Origin of the sequence: Sinorhizobium sp. NG07B (assembly GCF_002532005.1) — a bacterium.
Taxonomy (GTDB): Bacteria; Pseudomonadota; Alphaproteobacteria; order Rhizobiales; family Rhizobiaceae; genus Sinorhizobium; species Sinorhizobium fredii_C.
On record NZ_NWTD01000001.1, the window covers coordinates 895,093 to 912,837 of the forward strand.

General features: G+C 65.0%; 15 protein-coding genes. 6 read left to right on the forward strand and 9 right to left on the reverse strand.

The window, feature by feature from the left end; translation table 11 throughout:
- Nucleotides 1-279: 279 nt before the first annotated feature.
- Nucleotides 280-1,989 (forward strand): 2-isopropylmalate synthase, encoded by a 1,710-nt coding sequence (gene leuA / locus CO664_RS04330; RefSeq protein WP_097538013.1) that lies wholly within the window; start codon nt 280-282, stop codon nt 1,987-1,989.
- Nucleotides 1,990-2,181: 192 nt separating this feature from the next.
- Here leuA and CO664_RS04335 read toward each other — a convergent pair whose 3' ends face one another.
- The 4 genes from CO664_RS04335 to CO664_RS04350 all read right to left on the reverse strand — a co-directional run bounded on the left by CO664_RS04335 (nt 2,182) and on the right by CO664_RS04350 (nt 5,335).
- Nucleotides 2,182-3,009 (reverse strand): anti-sigma factor, encoded by an 828-nt coding sequence (locus CO664_RS04335; RefSeq protein ID WP_097538014.1) that lies wholly within the window; start codon nt 3,007-3,009, stop codon nt 2,182-2,184.
- Nucleotides 3,010-3,012: 3 nt separating this feature from the next.
- On the reverse strand, nt 3,013-3,531 hold the full coding sequence (locus CO664_RS04340) for an RNA polymerase sigma factor (protein WP_097525235.1): 519 nt from the start codon (nt 3,529-3,531) through the stop codon (nt 3,013-3,015).
- A gap of 185 nt (nt 3,532-3,716) precedes the next feature.
- Nucleotides 3,717-4,262, reverse strand: coding sequence for a hypothetical protein (locus CO664_RS04345; RefSeq protein ID WP_037414917.1), 546 nt, complete (start codon nt 4,260-4,262; stop codon nt 3,717-3,719).
- A gap of 164 nt (nt 4,263-4,426) precedes the next feature.
- Nucleotides 4,427-5,335, reverse strand: coding sequence for a metallophosphoesterase (locus CO664_RS04350; protein ID WP_037414920.1), 909 nt, complete (start codon nt 5,333-5,335; stop codon nt 4,427-4,429).
- Nucleotides 5,336-5,465: 130 nt separating this feature from the next.
- Between CO664_RS04350 and CO664_RS04355 the strand changes: the two genes are divergently transcribed.
- Nucleotides 5,466-5,954 (forward strand): NUDIX domain-containing protein, encoded by a 489-nt coding sequence (locus tag CO664_RS04355; protein ID WP_037414923.1) that lies wholly within the window; start codon nt 5,466-5,468, stop codon nt 5,952-5,954.
- 109 nt (nt 5,955-6,063) lie between these two features.
- Here the strand turns inward: CO664_RS04355 and CO664_RS04360 are convergent, their stop codons facing one another.
- On the reverse strand, nt 6,064-7,041 hold the full coding sequence (locus CO664_RS04360) for a glutathione S-transferase family protein (RefSeq protein ID WP_097538015.1): 978 nt from the start codon (nt 7,039-7,041) through the stop codon (nt 6,064-6,066).
- Between the two features lie 258 nt (nt 7,042-7,299).
- On the opposite strand from CO664_RS04360, the gene CO664_RS04365 reads away from it, so the two are divergent.
- Complete coding sequence (locus CO664_RS04365; protein WP_037414930.1) at nt 7,300-7,860, forward strand: N-acetyltransferase; 561 nt, start codon at nt 7,300-7,302, stop codon at nt 7,858-7,860.
- A 268-nt stretch (nt 7,861-8,128) separates the two neighbouring features.
- On the opposite strand, the gene CO664_RS04370 is transcribed toward CO664_RS04365, so the two are convergent.
- Genes CO664_RS04370 through CO664_RS04385 form a run of 4 tightly spaced genes read right to left on the reverse strand, consistent with a single transcriptional unit; the run spans nt 8,129 to nt 14,953 of the window.
- Complete coding sequence (locus CO664_RS04370) at nt 8,129-10,198, reverse strand: hypothetical protein (protein ID WP_097538016.1); 2,070 nt, start codon at nt 10,196-10,198, stop codon at nt 8,129-8,131.
- A gap of 7 nt (nt 10,199-10,205) precedes the next feature.
- Nucleotides 10,206-13,019, reverse strand: a complete 2,814-nt coding sequence (locus CO664_RS04375) for a DUF4159 domain-containing protein (protein ID WP_097538017.1) — start codon at nt 13,017-13,019, stop codon at nt 10,206-10,208.
- Nucleotides 13,016-13,936 (reverse strand): DUF58 domain-containing protein, encoded by a 921-nt coding sequence (locus tag CO664_RS04380; protein WP_097525240.1) that lies wholly within the window; start codon nt 13,934-13,936, stop codon nt 13,016-13,018. The genes CO664_RS04375 and CO664_RS04380 overlap by 4 nt, the downstream gene beginning before the upstream one ends.
- Before the next feature lie 3 nt (nt 13,937-13,939).
- Nucleotides 13,940-14,953, reverse strand: a complete 1,014-nt coding sequence (locus tag CO664_RS04385; RefSeq protein ID WP_097525241.1) for a MoxR family ATPase — start codon at nt 14,951-14,953, stop codon at nt 13,940-13,942.
- Between the two features lie 266 nt (nt 14,954-15,219).
- On the opposite strand from CO664_RS04385, the gene CO664_RS04390 reads away from it, so the two are divergent.
- The 3 genes from CO664_RS04390 to CO664_RS04400 are packed head-to-tail and all read left to right on the forward strand — an operon-like array spanning nt 15,220 to nt 17,728.
- The gene (locus tag CO664_RS04390) at nt 15,220-15,843 is read left to right on the forward strand and encodes a DUF1285 domain-containing protein (RefSeq protein WP_097538018.1); all 624 of its coding nucleotides are present in this window, start codon (nt 15,220-15,222) and stop codon (nt 15,841-15,843) included.
- Nucleotides 15,840-16,472: a CoA pyrophosphatase gene (locus tag CO664_RS04395; protein ID WP_097525243.1), complete on the forward strand. Its 633-nt coding sequence runs from the start codon at nt 15,840-15,842 to the stop codon at nt 16,470-16,472. Before CO664_RS04390 ends, CO664_RS04395 begins: the two co-directional genes overlap by 4 nt.
- The gene (locus tag CO664_RS04400; protein WP_097538019.1) at nt 16,469-17,728 is read left to right on the forward strand and encodes a CCA tRNA nucleotidyltransferase; all 1,260 of its coding nucleotides are present in this window, start codon (nt 16,469-16,471) and stop codon (nt 17,726-17,728) included. The genes CO664_RS04395 and CO664_RS04400 overlap by 4 nt, the downstream gene beginning before the upstream one ends.
- The last annotated feature ends 17 nt before the right edge of the window (nt 17,729-17,745 follow it).

Here is a 17,745-nt window from a genome sequence, read left to right on the forward strand (position 1 = left end):
CTTATGACCAAGGCTTACGCGCACAAGATCTCAGCGATCTCCTTTGGACACGATCACGATCGTGCCCCCTCGCGCGCCTTTGCCTCGCTTCTTCTTCTCGGCCTTACTCGCGGTTGCCGGGTCCGGTGAGGGGCGCCCGGCGGCCGAAAGCCTTGCCGGCAGATGCTCCTCGAACACCCCAGAACTGAAACAATGGCGTCGGCATCAGCCTCGCAATATGGTCCGTGATCGGCTATTGCATCCGGCAAGCCACGCTCCAGTGACGAAGAGAAGCTGCACATGACACTGAGATCGCATCCCATCAAGGCCGGCATGCCCGAGGCCGCGGTGAAATATCAGGCCTATCCGCAGGTCGCGCTGCCGGACCGCACCTGGCCGTCGAATACGATCAGCAAGGCGCCGATCTGGTGCTCGGTGGACCTGCGCGACGGCAACCAGTCGCTCGTCGATCCGATGGGGCACGACCGCAAGGCCCGCATGTTCCACCTGCTCGTCGACATGGGGTTCAAGGAAATCGAGATCGGCTTCCCGTCTGCGTCGCAGACCGATTTCGACTTTGCCCGCTGGTGCGTCGAGGAGGGCAATGTGCCGGCCGACGTGTCGCTGCAGGTGCTGGTGCAGTGCCGGCCGGAACTGATCACCCGTACCTTCGAGGCGCTTGAGGGCGCCCACCGGCCGATCGTCCACTTCTACAACTCCACGAGCGAGCTGCAGCGCCGCGTCGTGTTCGCCAAAGATGTCGCCGGCATCAAGCAGATCGCAACCGACGCCGCCAAGATGATCACCGACATGGCGGCAAAGGCTGGCGGCGGCTATCGCTTCGAATATTCGCCCGAAAGCTTCACCGGCACCGAACTGGAAGTGGCGCTGGAGATCTGCAATGCGGTCACGGAGATCGTCAGGCCGACCCCGGACAACAAGCTGATCATCAACCTGCCGTCGACCGTCGAGATGGCGACGCCGAACGTCTATGCCGACCAGATCGAATGGATGTGCCGCAATCTCGACAACCGCGAGAACCTGATCATCTCGCTGCATCCGCACAACGACCGCGGCACCGGCATCGCTGCCACCGAACTGGGCCTGATGGCCGGCGCCGATCGCGTCGAGGGCACGCTGTTCGGCAATGGCGAGCGCACCGGCAATGTCGACGTGGTGACGCTGGCGCTCAACATGTTTACGCAAGGGGTCGATCCGAAGCTGGACTGCTCGGATATCGAGCGGATCAAGGAAGTCTACGAATATTCGAACCAGATGGTCATTCCGGAACGCCATCCCTATGTCGGCGAACTGGTCTACACCGCCTTCTCCGGCTCGCATCAGGACGCCATCAACAAGGGCATGAAGGCGCTGAAGCAGGCCAACAAGCCCATCTGGGAAGTGCCGTATCTGCCGATCGACCCGCGCGATGTCGGCCGCAGCTACGAGGCCATCATCCGGATCAACTCGCAATCGGGCAAGGGCGGCATCGCCTATATCATGCAGGAAGACTACGGCATCAACCTGCCGCGCAACCTGCAGATCGAGTTCCGCGAGGACATTCAGCGGATCACCGACGAAGAAGGCAAGGAATTGCCGTCGAAGCGCATCCATCAGCGCTTCATCGAGCGCTATGTCGAGCAGCCCGGCGCACGCATCAAGTTCGTCGATCACCACACCTATCCGGTGGGCGACCACAAGGGGCTCAGAGTCGTTGCCGCCGAGATCACCGATCGCGGCGAGACGAAGCGGATCGAAGGCAAGGGCACCGGCCCGATAGACGGTTTCATCAACGCGCTGTCGATCTATCTCGGCATCGAGCTCTCGGTCGCGGACTATTCCGAGCACTCGCTGCAGCACGGCTCGAACGCCGCCGCGATCGCCTATGTGGAGGTCGAGCATCCGGGCGGCACGCTCTTCGGTGCTGGCATCAATACCAACATCGTCGCGGCCTCGCTCGAAGCGATCGTCTCGGCCGCGAATCGCGTGTTGGAGACGGTGGCGAAGTGAGCCCGTGACGATGGCCAGCGGGCTGTTCTGAAGACGGCGCTCGCCTGCGATTGCCCCTCTTCTCGGGTTTATCCCGAGGAATAGCGCTCTCCCCGCTTGCGGGGAGAGGGGACTAAGGCAACGCGGCAAACCCCTTCGCCCCGCATTGTGGGGAGAAGGTGCCGGGGGCCGAACCGCGACGTTCCAACGTGCTCAGATGGCGGCCGCCACCGTGCGCGCCAGATCCTGCAGACCGGCGGCCGATGACGGCCCGACGACGACGAAGGAGGCGCCCTCCTTTTGCCAGGAGACCAATCCCAGATCGCCGCGGATAACCTCGCTGAAGGTGTCCGCCTTGGCCCCGTCGGCGCTCCTCAAGAAGCAGATGGCGAAGATCTCGTCCTCCTGGTCACGGTAGACGAGCTGGGCGACCGGCTTGCCATTGGCGACCAGCAGCCTTGCGCCTTCGAAGGCAAGTCCCGTGCTCGTAAGATCGGGAATCTTGAAGCGGACGCCGACGCTCGCGGTCAGCCAGGTTTCTATGTGGGCCGCTTGCGAGGCCGGGACCTCGACCAGATGCTCCTTCTGGCGCGAATAGACGCGATGGTAGTCGGCAATCTCGTTGACCCACGGGCTCGCGGCGGTCTCGCCGACCGGTTCGACGAAATTGGCCGTGCTGCCGAGAATGAACCCGGCGACGCCGCCGGTCAGCAGCAGGCCGATCGCGGTGGCAACAAGGCGTGGCAAGACCCGGGCGCCTCGTGTCGGGAGGTTCGACGTCGTTACCCGCTCGAGCTTCGGGCTGATGCCGCCTCCCTGCTTTATCTGCCGCACCAGCGCCAGCGGCACCGGATCGTGAAGGAAATCCTCGAAGGCCCTGTTGCCGAATGTGCTGCCCGCCTTCAGCTTGTCAAGCAGCACCCTGGCGTCCTCATCGCGCGTAAGCAGAGCGTCGAGCTCGGATCTTTCCGCCTCGCCGAGTTCGCCGTCGATATAGGCGGACAACCGCACTGCGAGCGCCATCCCTTTCGTCTGCTGCAACGGTCAGGCCCTCCTTTCCGTATCTTCGGACAGCATGGCCGCGAGCCGCAGGCGCGCTGTCGAGAGCCTGCTCATCACCGTGCCGATCGGGATGCCGAGGATCGTCGCGGTCTCCCGGTAGCTGTGACCTTCGACGTTGACCAGCAGGAAGACGCTTGCCAGTCCCTCAGGCATGGAGAGGATCATCTTCTGCAGCTGATTGGCATAGACCGCCTTCTCGGCCGCGGCTTCGACATTCAGTTCGCGCTGGTCGAATATGTCGACCATGCTGCCGGTGCCGCGGACCTTGCGCTTGCGGACCTCGTCCACCCAGAGATTGCGGGTCATCGCATAGACCCAACTCTCCAGCCGTCCCTCGCCATTCCACAGATGGCTGCGGCTGATCGCCCGCTCGCAAACCTCCTGGACGAGGTCGTCGGCATCGTTGGCATTGCGCGTCAGCGTCATCGCGAAGCGGCGCAATTTGGGCAGCAGGCTGACCAAATCCCGTCTGAAGTCCTTCATCTCTGCCGCTGGGCGCATTTCTCTTCCAGTGAGACGTGCCGGATCATCCGTCTGTTCGCGCTGCGAACGCACGGCTCATGATATGAAACTTGATCGGAAGTCTGCAAGGGAAGACCCGGATCGCAATGAGTTTTTTGCGGTCCGGCGTACAAAGTTTGGCACGCCGGCAGCCCGGCGTTCGACGGGGAGGAAGATCCGCGCCGTCAATACTGACGAACGCCGCCGAGCGATTCGAGCAGGGCCCTGTAAGCCCATGTGCCTTCGCCGCCGCGGTCGCGGATTTCGACGAGCTGTGCTCTCCCCTCCTCAACCCGACCTTGCTCGATCAGGGCCTGGCCCATATAGGAGCGGGCGAGAATATAGTTTTCGTCGGCCTGAATGGCGCGCTTGTAATACTGCATGCCGAGCTCCATGCGCCCGGCCTTGCGGTTGCTATAGCCGAGATAGTTCAGGACGCGGGCGCTCTGCTGCTCGTTCATCGCGCCGAGGACCTTGATCGCGTTCTCGTATTGGCCGGCATAGGCGAGCTCGCGTGCCGCGTCGAACAGGACATCGTCGCCAAGATCACTCCGCTTCGCATCGACGCATCGGTTCCGCTTGGCGTCCCAGACCTTGCCGTCCCTGCATTGGGTGGTCGTCTTGGTCTTCTTGGGCGGCGCGCTGTTGTCGTCGCCGACGGCCAACGCCGCCTGGCTTGCCACGGAGGCCGCGAAGGCGGAAAGGGTGAAGAGGATGATCTTGCCGTTCATGACGCCTTTCTCCTGTGAACGATGCGGCGGCCGATGACCGGCCGACGCAGATGTCGCTCCGGCGCGTTTGACCTCCAACGCGACATAGACGCCGGAGCCTTGCCGATTATTCGGGCGGCAGTTCAAAAAAAGCGCCCCCGATACGATGCCCCCTAAGCGCTCTCTCAACCATGGAACTGGGTTGTCTCGGCGAGGCTGACGGTCTTGGCGTCCGCGCCAAGGGCAAAGCGCTCGCGGGTCAGCTTCCAATTGCCCGGCTCTCCTCCGATCGAGAAAAGGTTGTAGGCGGCGACCGGCTTGGCGCCGCCCGGCCCTTGCGAGGCGGAGGCGATGCCGACAACCGGCACCGGCGCCGCGTGTCCCCTGAGCCAGTAGACAGTGTTGAGATGCGTGTGGCCATGCAGCACCAACTCCGCGCCACCTGACGAGATGGTCGCGGCGAAGCGGCGGATGCCGATCATGCGCTTGTGCATGGATGTGGCGCCGCGGATCGGCGGATGGTGGATCATGACGACCCGAAACAGACCGGCCTCGCCGGCCGCACGCAAGAGGTTGACCGTGGCGCGGGCCTGCCGCGGGCCGAAATAGCCGCTTGCCGCAAAGGGAGGCGTGGCGACCGCCGTCGAACAGCCGATGAGGGCGACCGAGCCCCGTACGCGAAGATAGGGAAAGCAGTGATGGTCCTTCATCCAACCGGAAGGACCGTTGTCGCCGCGCATGAAAGGATACCAGGCGCGTGCCGTCTTCTCATAGGCCCCCGGCACATAGGCGTCATGATTGCCGGGCACGACGGAGATGTCCTGCGGGTCGCCGGCCTCGGCGAGCCATTCGGTGACCGCTTCGATTTCCAGAGAGGATGCAAGGTTGACTAGGTCGCCCGTGATCGCCAGATGGTCCGGGTCGCGCGTTTCGATGTCGTCCATCAGGCATTTGAGCGTGTCGGGAAAGAGATGGCGCGCCCGGTTGCGGTGCCAGTTGACGAAACCGGTAATGCGCTTGGAGGCGAGTTCGCGAAACGACAGATCGGGCAGGGGGCCGAGATGGACGTCGGAAATATGCGCAAGTTTGAACATCGCCCCGGTCTAGCGCATATTCGGCGGCAGGGGAATCACTTGAATGGGTTATCCCGCCGCAGCGGCACATGTCCGACGCAGGGCCACAGGCCCCGTTGCAGCACTTCGAATTGCCGGGAAGGAGAAGCCGATGGACCAGGACCGGCCGAAAGAGGTGCGCAACTGGCTCTGGCCCCTGACACGGCTCGCTCACATGTATTTCGCCGTCTCGCGCGGCATGACGCTCGGGGTGCGGGCCGCCTGCTTCGATGACCAAGGCCGGGTTTTCCTCGTCAGGCACTCATATCTGCCCGGATGGCACTTGCCCGGTGGCGGCGTCGACCGGCACGAGACGGCGTTTGACGGGCTGGTCCGCGAGCTCCGCGAGGAGGGCAATCTGGAGCTCACCGGGCCGCCGCGCCTCGTGCAGGTCTACTACAACCCGGGAACAAGCAAGCGCGATCATGTCGTCTTCTTCCGGTGCGACGATGTCCGCCAGGTGCGGCCGAAAGTTGCCGACCTGGAAATCGCGGCGGCCGGCTTCTTTGCGCCCGACGATCTGCCCGCCGACACCACGCCGGCAACGCGCCGCAGGCTTGCCGAACTTGCCGGAACGGCGGCGCCGGCTATGTTTTGGTAGGGACCCTAAAGCGCGTCACGTTCAAACGTATTCACGCGGCGCGCTTTCGGTCTTTGTTTTTGCGCATGTCGTCACCCCAAAACCGCTGCACACTTTTGGGCGACATGCATTACCGATCCTCGCGTCCGTGCGGCGCGTGAAGATCGAGTTCCGGCCCGACGGGCACGATACCGGTCGGATTGATCATCCTGTGGCTGCGGTAATAGTGCTCCTTGATATGGCGCATGTTGACGGTCTCGGCGACGCCCGGCACCTGATAGAGATCGCGCAGATAGCCGCTTAGGTTCGGATAGTCGGCAATGCGGCGGATGTTGCATTTGAAATGGCCGACATAGACCGGGTCGAAGCGCAGCAAGGTGGTGAACAGGCGCCAGTCCGCCTCGGTCAGGCGGTCGCCGAACAGATAGCGTCGCGAGGCAAGGCGGCTTTCCAGTTCGTCCAACATCGCGAATAGCGCCGTGACGTTCTCCGCATAGGCCTCCTGGCGCGTGGCGAAGCCGGCCTTGTAGACGCCGTTGTTGACCTTGTCGTAGATGCGCGCATTGAGCGCGTCGATCTCCTCCCTGAGGTCCTCCGGATAGAAATCCGCTGCCGAGCCGGTGAGACGGTCGAAGGCGGAATTGAACATGCGGATGATCTCGGCCGACTCGTTGGAGACGATCGTGTTCTTCTTCCTGTCCCAGAGCACCGGTACGGTGACACGGCCGGAATAGTTGGAGTCGGCGCGCGTGTAGATCTGCCAAAGCGCCTGCGAGCCGAAGAGGTGATCGACGGTGCCGCCGTTGTCGCCCTTGAATTCCCAGCCGTTTTCCAGCATCAGCGGATCAACGATCGAGACCGGGATGATCTCCTCAAGCTTCTTGAGTTTGCGGAAGATCAGCGTGCGGTGCGCCCAGGGACAGGCAAGCGAGACATAGAGATGGTACCGATCGGCCTCGGCCTCGAAGCCGCCTTCGCCCGAAGAGCCGGGTGAACCGTCGGCGGTGACCCAATTGCGGAATTGCGACACGCTTCGCTTGAAATGCCCGTTGGTTTCGACCGTATCGTACCAGACGTCCTGCCAGACGCCGTCCACAAGCCTGCCCATCAGCGCGATCCTTCCAGTTCTTCCTGTTCTCGATAGATAGCGCGGCATCGCCTCGCCGATAGGCATGAAATTCTGAACAGTGCGTTTTAGACTTTGACCGGCGGCGATTTTCTGCTATCGGCGATCCGAAGCTTTTTCTTTTTTCGGAAGCGACCGTAACGATGATCCTGTCGGGAAGCCTGCGACGACGCTGATGCTGCAAACGCCCTTGGGGCGCGCCATCCCTATTGTCTGTTCGCTTGCCGGTTCTCGACATCCATGAAAAAGCTCGATCTCGTCTATCTGACTGAAGACGCATCCCACGACGCAGCCATCGAAATCATCAATGAGGAAGCCTTCGGCCCCGGCCGGTTTGCCCGGGCGGCCGCGCGGATCCGCGAGCAGGGCCCGCACGACCGGGCGCTGTCCTTCATCTGCACCGATGACGGCGAAACGATCGCCTCCGTGCGGATGACCCCGGTGAGCGTGGGGTCCGTCAAGGGGCATCTGCTCGGTCCGCTCGCCGTCCGGCCGTCGCACAAGAACAAGGGCATCGGTCGGGAACTCGTGCGGATCGCCGTCGAGGCGGCGCGGCGGAAGGGCTCCGAAGCGGTCATCCTGGTGGGCGACCCGCCCTATTACCAGCCGCTCGGCTTCGCGAAGGTCCGGTACGGCGCGCTCGAATTCCCCGGTCCGGTCGATCCGGCCCGGGTGCTGGTCGTGCCGATCGCAGCCGACGTTCACGCGCGGCTTGAGGGTGTGATTGCCTGGCGGGATGACAGCGTAGTGCCTGCAGCGAAGGGCGTTGTGCCGCCACCCGCTGAAGGCGCCGCCGCCTGATTTGCTGGGCGCTGGGCCATTCAACGGAATGGCCGCTCCCCTTCCACTCGTCATCCTCGGGCTAGACCCGAGGATCCATTCACGAGCTCAAAAAGAAGCAATCGGCCCCGGGGTTCGCGCTACATTACTGATGACCTGGGCGTGTCCAGATGCTTGCACTTGGATCCTCGGGTCAAGCCCGAGGATGACGATCCAGGGGCTCGGCATCCAACGCGCTCGCCCAAACGTGCGGCAGCACACCGAGCCGTATAGACCTCAATGCGCCCACTCACCGCCCTTCGCGGTACCACATTGCCGAGATCAACAACAGCAGGGCGGCGAGGCCGAAGAGGCCGGCGAAGAGCGACAGCGAATTGACGCCCTTGAGCACCGTCTCGTCTGTCATTCTGAGTGACAGGCGCTGGTCGTCGGCGACGCGCACCGCACCCCGGACCGGCAGGATGGTTGGCAGGTCGACGGCACCATCGGCATCCGCAAGCCGGCGGACCATGCCCTTGGTCTTTTCGGCCCAAGGCTTCAATTTTTCCTCGGTGGAGGTCGCCGCCTTGAACTCCGGCGCATCGACATTGCCGACATGGACGAGCGTCGTCAGTTCGTCATTGGCGACTTCGAAAAGACCGATCTCGTCGGTCTTCACCTCCGCCTTGTAGAGCCCCGGCTCGCGCTCGGTGAGCCCTATCTCCTGAGTGCGGCCGGAAGGGTAGGTGAGCGTCGCCTGTCCGGGGTCGCCTTCGATCGTCTGCCGGGTGATTTCCAGCGTCCGTCCGAGGGCGCGCGCGGTCAGCGCTTCTTCCTCAAGCGCCGGCTCCTGCATCAGCCAGTGGGCGGTGCGCCGGTAGAGCGAGATATGCGGGCCGCCGCCTTCAAAGCCGCGCGCCCAGAGCCAGCCTTGGTCGGAGAGCAGCATGGCGACGCGGCCCTTGCCGACACGGTTGAGCACGAGCAGCGGCTTGCCGTCCGCTCCCTCCATGACGGTCTGGCCGAGCGGCCTATCAACGTCGACGGTGCGGAACCAGCGTCCCCAGCTTGGCGGTTCACTCGATGCGCCTTCGAGCCCGCGCGTCACCGGATGTTTTTTTCCTTCCTCCGAAAGCCGCGGGAAGAAGGCCTTCTCATTCATGACGCCTGTCGGATTTGCCGGCAGCACAGTCGAAAGCGGCGTTGCCGCGATCGAATCGTCGCCGGCATGTTCCGGCCCCGCCGCAATCAGCAGCGCGCCGCCGTTCTGCACGTACTGGGCGATGTTGTCGTAGTAGAGAATGGGCAGCACGCCGCGATGCTGGTAGCGGTCGAAGATGATCAGATCGAACTCGCTGATCTTGTCGACGAAGAGCTCGCGCGTCGGAAAGGCGATGAGCGAGAGTTCGTTGATCGGCGTGCCGTCCTGCTTTTCCGGCGGCCGCAAAATCGTGAAATGCACGAGGTCGACGGCGGCGTCGGATTTCAGGAGATTGCGCCAGGCGCGTTCGCCGGCATGCGGCTCGCCGGAGACGAGAAGGACGCGCAGGTTCTCGCGGATGCCATCCAGCACGTGAACGGCGCGATTGTTGACCTCCGTCACCTCGCCCGCGATCGGGTTGACTGCGAATTCGAGGATATTGTTGCCGCCGCGCGGAACGGTGAAGCTGAACGGCACATCCGTTCCCGGTTCCGCATGTTCCGTCGCGATCTCGTTGCCGTTGAGGCGGATCGTCACCTCGGCGCTGCCGCCGTTGGCAGCGCCATCGTCAACAACGCGGAAGGTCAGTTTCTGCTGCTCGCCGACGATGCCGAAGCGCGGTGCGTTGACGATCTCGATGCGCCGGTCGACCTCGTCCGGCCTGCCGCTAATCAGTCCATGGATCGGCGCCTCGAAACCGAGCTTCTGGTTGATATCGGGCACGTCGTGGATCTGGCCGTCGGTGATGAAGACGGCGCCGCCGACCCGGGCGGGCGGCACGTCCGCTATGGCCGTCGCGAGCGCGCCGAAGAGCTTCGTCGAGGGCGCCTCGGTCTCCTCGCCGTCCTTGGCCTCGACGACACGCGTCTCGATCTGCGGAAAACGGGCGAGTCGCTCCTTGAGGTCGGCAAGCGCCCTGTCGGTCTGTTCGCGCCGGCCGTCATTGTCCTGGCTCTGGCTGCGGTCGACGACGACGGCGACGATGGTCGAGAGGGGCTCGCGCTCTTCCTGGAACAGCACGGGATTGGCAAGCGCAAGGAAGAATGCTGCAAGGGCCGCGGCGCGGAGCCAGGCGCCGCGAACGCCTCGCCAGATGCCGAACGCCGCCAAGGCGGTCGCAACGAGCGCCAGTGCGGCAAGATAGGGCCAGGGAAGGAGCGGTGAGAAATCGATCGTCATCGCTGCCTCATTGTCCGAGCCGCTCGAGCAGGGCGGGGACGTGTACCTGGTCGGCCTTGTAGTTGCCGGTCAGCATATACATCATGATGTTGACGCCGGAGCGGAAGGCATATTCGCGCTGCATCTCGTCCGGCGGAACGGTCGGCAGCAGGGCGACGCCGTTGGCGTCCACAGCCCAGGCGCCGGCAAAATCGTTGCCGGTGATCATGATCGGCGTTACGCCGTCGCCGGAGCGGGCCGGCCGGTTGCTCGGTTCGTCGCGATTTTCGAACTGCGCCTCGATCCACAGAGGACTGCCGGTGTAGCGGCCGGGGAAATTGGTCAGGAGGTAGAAGGCCTTGGTCAACACGTGGTCGGCGGGCACCGGCTCCAGCGGCGGGATGTCCAGATTGGCCAGAATGGCCTGCAGCCGTTCCGTGTTCGGGCTGGTGCCGCTCGATGCAGCGCCAAGCGAGGAAAACTGGTCGCGCGTGTCGAAGAGCACGGTGCCGCCGGCGCGCATATAGGCGTCGATGCGGCTGACCGCCTGCGGGCTCGGCATCGGGGCGCTCGCCGAAATCGGCCAGTAGATGATCGGATAGAGGCTGAGTTCGTCCCGCATGATGTCGAGACCGACAGGCGCACCGGGCTCGAGCGTCGTGCGGTAGGTGAGGAAATCGGTCAGCCCGCGAAGCCCGCTCTCCGAAAGCCGGTCGACCTCGTCCTCACCGGTGACGACATAGGCGAGATGCGTCGTGTCCAGACGTTCGAGAATACGCTCGTCGTCCGGTCGTGCATCGTCCGCAAGGACCTGCGGCGGCGTGAAGAGAACGCCTGCGGCAAGCGCGAAGACCAGCATAGATGCAGTGCGCGCCATGCGGATCCGGGAAAAGGCGCCGCTCATGAAAAGCACGATGATGGCGTCGGCAATGAGCAGGAGCAGGGCGAACGTCAACAGAGCCGGCTTCAGCGACCAGCTCTCTGCCCGCACGAGCCGTTCCACGGTGTGGGCTCCGGCAAGGGTCATGTCGATCCGCTTGAGTTCGGCGTCGCGCGGCAAGAGGTTCAGCGCGGTGAATCCGTCCTCGGAACCGTAAAGGCCCGGCGGGTTGTCCGGCGTCGTGACGGGAGCCTTGCCCGGCTGCATATCGAGCGGCCGCGCATTGCCGGTCTCCGCGACGAGCACACCGTCGGCATTGAGGAGCCGGAAGGGCGCCAGCGTGTGCGCCTGCGCCGCCCTGCTTTCACCGGCGACGCCGCCGCTGCGTGAAAGCTGGACGCTGCGGCGAAGCATCTCGACGAAATGCCCGGAAATCGGCAGGTTCGACCAGGTTGCCTCGGCGCTGACATGGAAGAGCACGATGCGGCCGGTGCCGCGTGCGGCCGTAGTCACCAACGGCGTGCCGTCGGCGAGGTTTGCCCAGGTGCGCTCGACCAGATCTGCCGTCGGTTCGGCTAGAACCTGGCGCTTAACCAGAATGTCGCTCGGCCGCGCCATACCCGCGAAGGGGCTGTTGGCCGGATAGTCGGCGAGCGGCTGCGGTTCGGACCAGGAGAGGGCGCCGCCGAGCGCCCGCTCCCCTTGCCGGAGCGTCACGGGAACGAGGGGGTCGTCGGCCGGTGCCGCGGCAAGGCGCGGACCCGCGAAACGGATCAGCATGCCGCCGTTGTCGATCCACTTCGCAAGCAGCGGATAGGTTTCTTCCGGCAACCGGCCGATATCGGCCATGATCAGGACGGAAGGGCGCTGTTCCAGGAGCTCGGGAATGGCGACGGCGAGGTCGGTCTCGCGCGGCTCGATGAGATCGGCATAGGGGCCGAGCGCGCGATTGATATAGTAGAGCGGCGACAAAAGCGGCTGCGACAGGTCGCGCGCCTCGCCGCTCAGGAGTGCGACGCGACGGCGGCGGAAACCGTCGTCCAGGAGATGCGTGGCACCGGCGGTCGCCTCGCCCTGGATGCCGATGCGGGCGAAATCGTTGCGCAGCTCGAACGGTGCTTCGATCGTTCCCTTGGCGACAGCGGCGCCGGGGGCAAATTCGATTGCGCTATCGGCGATGGCGCGGCCGCGGCTGTCGTAAGCGACGATCGGAAGGGACCGGCGGTCGTCGGTCTTCAGGCGGGTGGCCGTCACCGACATGCCGGCAGACTCGTTGCTCGTGCCGGTCAGTGCCACGGCCTGGCTGCCGTCCGCGTCGATCACCCGGAGCTCCGCCGCGCGGATTTCGTTCAGCGCTGCCATGGTCTTGTCATCGGCCGCTTCGATGCCGTCGGTGACGAAGGCGATCGTCCCCGGCGGGGTGTCGTTGAACGCGGTCTTCAGCGCCGCCAGCGCCGGTCGGCGATCGGCGGGAAGCGGCTCCGGCGCAGCGGCCGCGAGCCGGGTGCGTGCGGCAGCGGCCGATGCCGGCGTCGCGTCGTGCTGGCGATCGCCTGTGAAAAGGACCGAAACGGCAAGATCCCTGGCCTCGGCGTCGTCGATCAATGCCGACGCAGCCTCGACCCTTCGCTCCCAGTCGGGTGCTGTTGCCCAGCTGTTGTCGATCACGAGCGCCAACGGTCCGGAAGAGGCAAGCGTATTGCTGCGGGGATTGAAGACCGGGTCGGCGATCGCGAAGATGACCGCGGCGGCCATCAGCATTCGGAGAAGCGTCAGCCACCAGGGGCTTTTCGACGGCGTCTCCTCGCGCTTGATTACGGAGGCAAGGATGCGAAGCGGCGGGAAGACCTCGGCCGCGGGCCTCGGCGGCGTCATGCGTAGCAGCCACCAGATCACCGGCAAGGCCGCGAGGGCGGCCAGTATCGCGGGGTTGGCAAAGGCGAAGGCGAGGCCGCCGATCATAGCTGCCCCCCGTGTGTCGCGCGGGTGGGCATCCCGGAAAGATACATATGGACGGCGACCAGCGCCTCCGAGGCCGGCCGGTCGGTCCGATGCGGAATGAAGGTCCATCCGAGGTGGCGGAGACCTGCGCCGAGGCCGTCGCGGCGGGCGCGGTAGGCGCGCTGGTAGTCGTCGCGCAGGATTTCGGCGCGGCCGGCCGTCAGCTTCTCGCCGCTTTCGGGATCGGTGAATTCGGTGCGGCCGGCATAGGGGAAGACCTCCTCGGCCGGGTCGGCGATTTCGACGACATGTCCGCGCAGTCCCCTGCGGGCGAGCGGGCCGAGCCGCTCCATCACCTTGTCGGCCGGGTCGAGAAAGTCGCCGATCAGCACCAGATCGCTGGCGCCGCGGATCATGCCGGTCTCGGGCAGGCCGCCGCCAAGCGGGCTTAGCATGATCGCCGCCGCCAGGCGTTCGGCGGCGTTGCGGGCCGAAACCGGCTCCATCACCCCCGGGCAGCCGATCCGTTCGCCGGACCGGGCGAGGATTTCGGCCAGCGCCAGCATCAGCACCAGTGCGCGGCTTTCCTTCGACACTGCGCCGAGGGTCGATTTGTACATCATCGAGGGCGAAAGATCGGCCCAGAGCCAGATCGTGTGCGCCGCCTCCCACTCGCGGTCGCGGACATAAGTATGATCATCGCGGGCCGAGCGGCGCCAGTCGATGCGCGACAGGCTTTCGCCCTGGCTATAGGGGCGGAACTGCCAGAAATTCTCGCCGATGCCGCGCTTGCGCCGGCCGTGCCAGCCGGCAATCACCGTATTGGCGATGCGACGCGCCTCGACAAGGCAATCGGGAACGAGCATCGCCCGCTGCTGGGCGCGCGACAAGACTTCCCCGGACGGTGTACGCGCGACTGTCTGCCCGATCGCGGCCATGCGCTATCCCTTGGCTCGCTTCACCAGGTCGGCGATGACGTCCCGCACGGTCATGCCCTCGGCGCGCGCTGCGAAGGTCAGCGCCATGCGGTGCTGCAGCACTGGCTCGGCAAGCGCGAGAATATCGTCGATCGAGGGCGCCAGCCGGCCGTCATAGAGAGCGCGAGCGCGGGCACAGAGCATCAGGGCCTGGCCGGCGCGCGGACCCGGCCCCCAGGCGACGTTCTTGTCGGTGGCCGGATTGCCGTTGCCCGGGCGGGCGGAGCGGACGAGCGACAGGATGGCATCGACCACCTTTTCGCCGACCGGCATCTGACGAATGAGATGCTGAAGCTGCTGCAGGCGTTCGGCGTTGATGACCGGGCGGGCTTCGATCTCGGTCACGCCGGTTGTCTCCAGCAGGATCTGCCGTTCGGCGGCAAGCTCCGGATAGCCGACGTCGACCTGCATCAGGAAGCGGTCAAGCTGGGCTTCCGGCAGCGGATAGGTGCCTTCCTGCTCAAGCGGGTTCTGGGTCGCGAGCACGTGGAAGGGATGCGGCAGGTCCTTTCGGGCGCCGGCAATGGTGATGTGATATTCCTGCATGGCCTGCAGCAGCGCCGATTGGGTGCGCGGAGAGGCTCGGTTGATTTCGTCGGCCATCAGGAGCTGGGTGAAGATCGGACCGGGAATGAAGCGGAAAGAGCGGTGGCCGGCCTGATCCTGGTCCATCACCTCGGAGCCCAGAATATCCGAGGGCATCAGGTCCGGCGTGAACTGGATGCGGCTGTTGGCAAGCCCCAGCACGGTGCCGAGCGTCGCGACGAGCTTGGTCTTGGCGAGACCCGGCACGCCAACGAGCAGCGCGTGGCCGCCGGAAAGCACCGCCAGCAGCGTCTGCTCGACGACGTTTTCCTGGCCGAAGATGACCTTGCCGACCTCCGTCCGGATGAGCGCTATCTCCCCGAGAGCCGCTTCCGCGGCGGCGACGATCGCCTTCTCGTCGGCCGCTTCGGCCGCGGTTTTCATCACACTCATCGCCTGTCTCCCGCTCGTGCGTGTCGAACCCGATTCGGCATCACCCGGCGTCCGGTTCCCTTTTTTCAATTTAGACCCTGGCAGACGGCTGACAAGCCGCCGCCAACGCACTATCTCGTGAGCTTCAAGAAGCCCTGAAGCATACTAAGTGCTTCTCTGCGAAGCGCGAAGTGCGGTCAAGGTGCTCGTAACCGCTGACGAACATCCCGCACGCCTTTGAACACGCGACGCCTCCGAGGAAGATTGGGGCCAAACGGGACAGAACGATGGCAGAGACCAAGATTCAGCAGACGGGAGATGCGGCGGGTCTTGCCGCGTTAATTGCCCGCGCTGCCAGCCAGACGGAAGGCGAAGCGAGAGGGCTGCCGCCGGTCGAGCGCTGGAACCCGCCATTCTGCGGCGACATCGACATGGAAATCCGCGCCGATGGAACATGGTTCTACATGGGCACGCCGATCGGCCGCCAGCCGCTGGTGAGGTTGTTTTCCACGGTGCTGCGCAAGGACGACGACGGCAGGACCTATCTGGTCACTCCGGTGGAAAAAGTCGGCATCCGCGTCGCCGATGCGCCCTTCATCGCCGTCGAGATGAGCGTCACGGCAAGGGAGGGCGAGACCGTGGTCACCTTCCGCACCAATGTCGGCGACGTGGTCGAGGCGGGGCCGGAGCATCCGCTGCGCTTCGTCATCCATGGCGACAACCGCGAGCTGAAGCCCTATCTGCACGTGCGCGGACGCCTCGAGGCGCTCGTTTCCCGTCCGGTCATGTACGAGATCGTCGAACTTGGCGAGACCGCCCTGATCGACGGCGTCGAGACGTTCTGCGTCAGATCCGCGGGGGCCGTCTTCCCGGTCATGCGGGCGGCCGAGCTGGAAGCGCTGTCGCGATGAGCCGTCCGATTTTCTCCGCCGACGAGTTCCGTCGCCGTGCGCTCAAGCAGACGGGCGGCCCGATCGAGACCGCCTGGCGCGATCACGGCGACTTTCTCCTCAATCCCGGCATCGTGCCCCATCTCGAGTCGCTGCATCTGAAGGACGCCGCGGTGCTCGTACCGGTGGTCGACGACGGTGACGATGCGAGCGTCATCTTCACGCAGCGCACCTCGCATCTGCGCAAGCACTCGGGCCAGGTGGCCTTTCCGGGAGGCGCCGTCGATCCCGAGGACCACTCGATCGAGGTGGCGGCGCTGCGGGAGGCGCAGGAGGAGATCGGGCTCGATCCGCGTTTCGTCGAGACAATCGGCCGCCTGCCGCATTACATGGCATTGTCCGGCTTCCGCATCACCCCGGTGCTGGCCGTTGTCCAGCCCGGTTTCGAGCTCGTGCCCAATCCCGAAGAGGTCGAGAGCGTCTTCGAAGTGCCGCTCTCTTTCCTCATGGATCCCGGCAATCACGGCCGCGGAAGCCGCCATTGGGAGGGTGCGGAGCGGCATTTCTACCGGATGCCCTATGGCGAGCGGAACATCTGGGGGATCACCGCCGGCATCGTCCGCATGCTCTATGAAAGGCTTTATGCATGATATCTATCGCCGCCGAGCACTGGTTTCAGGCTCCACAGCTGCGCCGCGTCTTCGAGCTTTTGAATGCCGAGGGCGGCGAGGTGCGGGTCGTCGGCGGCGCCGTCCGCAACAGCCTGCTCGGTCTGCCGGTGGGGGATGTCGATCTGGCGACAACCTGGCAGCCGGAGGATGTGGTGGCGCGGGCGGAGAGCGCCGGCATCAAGGCGGTGCCGACGGGGATCGAGCACGGCACAGTCACGCTGGTGATCGACGGAATTCCCCATGAGGTGACGACGTTGCGCCGCGACGTTGCGACGGACGGCCGCCGCGCCGAGGTCGCCTTCGGCACCGACTGGAAAGCGGATGCCGAGCGCCGCGACTTTACGATCAACGCCCTCTATGCCGACGCCGGAGGCGAGATATTCGACTATGTCGGCGGCCTGTCCGATATCGAGAGCCGCACCCTGCGTTTCATCGGCAGCGCCGCCGAGCGGGTTGCGGAGGATTATTTGCGTATCCTGCGCTTCTTCCGCTTCTTTGCCCATTACGGGCAGGGCCGCCCGGATGCGGAGGGGCTCAGGGCCTGCGCGCAGGCACGAGCAAGGATCGCGACGCTCTCGGCCGAGCGCGTCTGGGGCGAGATGAAGAAACTGCTTGCCGCGGAGGATCCTGGCCGCGCCCTTCTCTGGATGCGCCAGGCAGGCGTGCTCGGCGAGGTCCTGCCTGAAACCGAAAAATGGGGGATCGATGCAGTGCCGGGCCTGATTGCCGCCGAGAAGGTCTTTGCCTGGACGCCGGAGCCGCTTCTGCGGCTTGCCGCAATCGTTCCGCCCGATGCCGGGCGGCTCGAGGCGCTGGCGGCGCGGCTGCGCCTGTCGAAAACGGAGGCGGCCTTTCTCGCCCGCTTTGCCGAGGCGCCGGCCATTGCCGCCACGCTCGCGGACGCAGCGCTCGATCGCACGCTTTACCGGAACGGTGCCGAGGGCATCATCGCACGCCTCAAGCTTTCGCTCGCTGCAGCGCGGCGCAAATCGGAAACCGATCCGGCCTTTCTCGCCGAGACAGCTGCCTACCAGCGGCTGTTGGCACGGGCGGAGAAGTGGCAGCGTCCCGTCTTCCCTGTGAACGGGGCCGATGTCCTGAAGGCCGGCGTTCCCGCCGGACCAAAGATCGGGGAACTGCTGGCGGAACTCGAGAATTTCTGGATCGAGCGCAACTTCAATGTCGACCGGGCGACGCTCGTCGCCCGGCTGGAAGCCCAGCTGCGTTCCGGCTGAGGCGAAAGGGCGGCGCG

What these genes read in the sequence shown, in the direction of transcription:
- leuA (WP_097538013.1), top strand. Translation starts at nt 280, where the DNA reads ATGACACTGAGATCGCATCCCATCAAGGCCGGCATGCCCGAGGCCGCG.
- CO664_RS04340 (WP_097525235.1), bottom strand. Translation starts at nt 3,531, where the DNA reads ATGCGCCCAGCGGCAGAGATGAAGGACTTCAGACGGGATTTGGTCAGC.
- CO664_RS04345 (WP_037414917.1), bottom strand. Translation starts at nt 4,262, where the DNA reads ATGAACGGCAAGATCATCCTCTTCACCCTTTCCGCCTTCGCGGCCTCC.
- CO664_RS04350 (WP_037414920.1), bottom strand. Translation starts at nt 5,335, where the DNA reads ATGTTCAAACTTGCGCATATTTCCGACGTCCATCTCGGCCCCCTGCCC.
- CO664_RS04355 (WP_037414923.1), top strand. Translation starts at nt 5,466, where the DNA reads ATGGACCAGGACCGGCCGAAAGAGGTGCGCAACTGGCTCTGGCCCCTG.
- CO664_RS04360 (WP_097538015.1), bottom strand. Translation starts at nt 7,041, where the DNA reads ATGGGCAGGCTTGTGGACGGCGTCTGGCAGGACGTCTGGTACGATACG.
- CO664_RS04365 (WP_037414930.1), top strand. Translation starts at nt 7,300, where the DNA reads ATGAAAAAGCTCGATCTCGTCTATCTGACTGAAGACGCATCCCACGAC.
- CO664_RS04370 (WP_097538016.1), bottom strand. Translation starts at nt 10,198, where the DNA reads ATGACGATCGATTTCTCACCGCTCCTTCCCTGGCCCTATCTTGCCGCA.
- CO664_RS04375 (WP_097538017.1), bottom strand. Translation starts at nt 13,019, where the DNA reads ATGATCGGCGGCCTCGCCTTCGCCTTTGCCAACCCCGCGATACTGGCC.
- CO664_RS04380 (WP_097525240.1), bottom strand. Translation starts at nt 13,936, where the DNA reads ATGGCCGCGATCGGGCAGACAGTCGCGCGTACACCGTCCGGGGAAGTC.
- CO664_RS04385 (WP_097525241.1), bottom strand. Translation starts at nt 14,953, where the DNA reads ATGAGTGTGATGAAAACCGCGGCCGAAGCGGCCGACGAGAAGGCGATC.
- CO664_RS04390 (WP_097538018.1), top strand. Translation starts at nt 15,220, where the DNA reads ATGGCAGAGACCAAGATTCAGCAGACGGGAGATGCGGCGGGTCTTGCC.
- CO664_RS04395 (WP_097525243.1), top strand. Translation starts at nt 15,840, where the DNA reads ATGAGCCGTCCGATTTTCTCCGCCGACGAGTTCCGTCGCCGTGCGCTC.
- CO664_RS04400 (WP_097538019.1), top strand. Translation starts at nt 16,469, where the DNA reads ATGATATCTATCGCCGCCGAGCACTGGTTTCAGGCTCCACAGCTGCGC.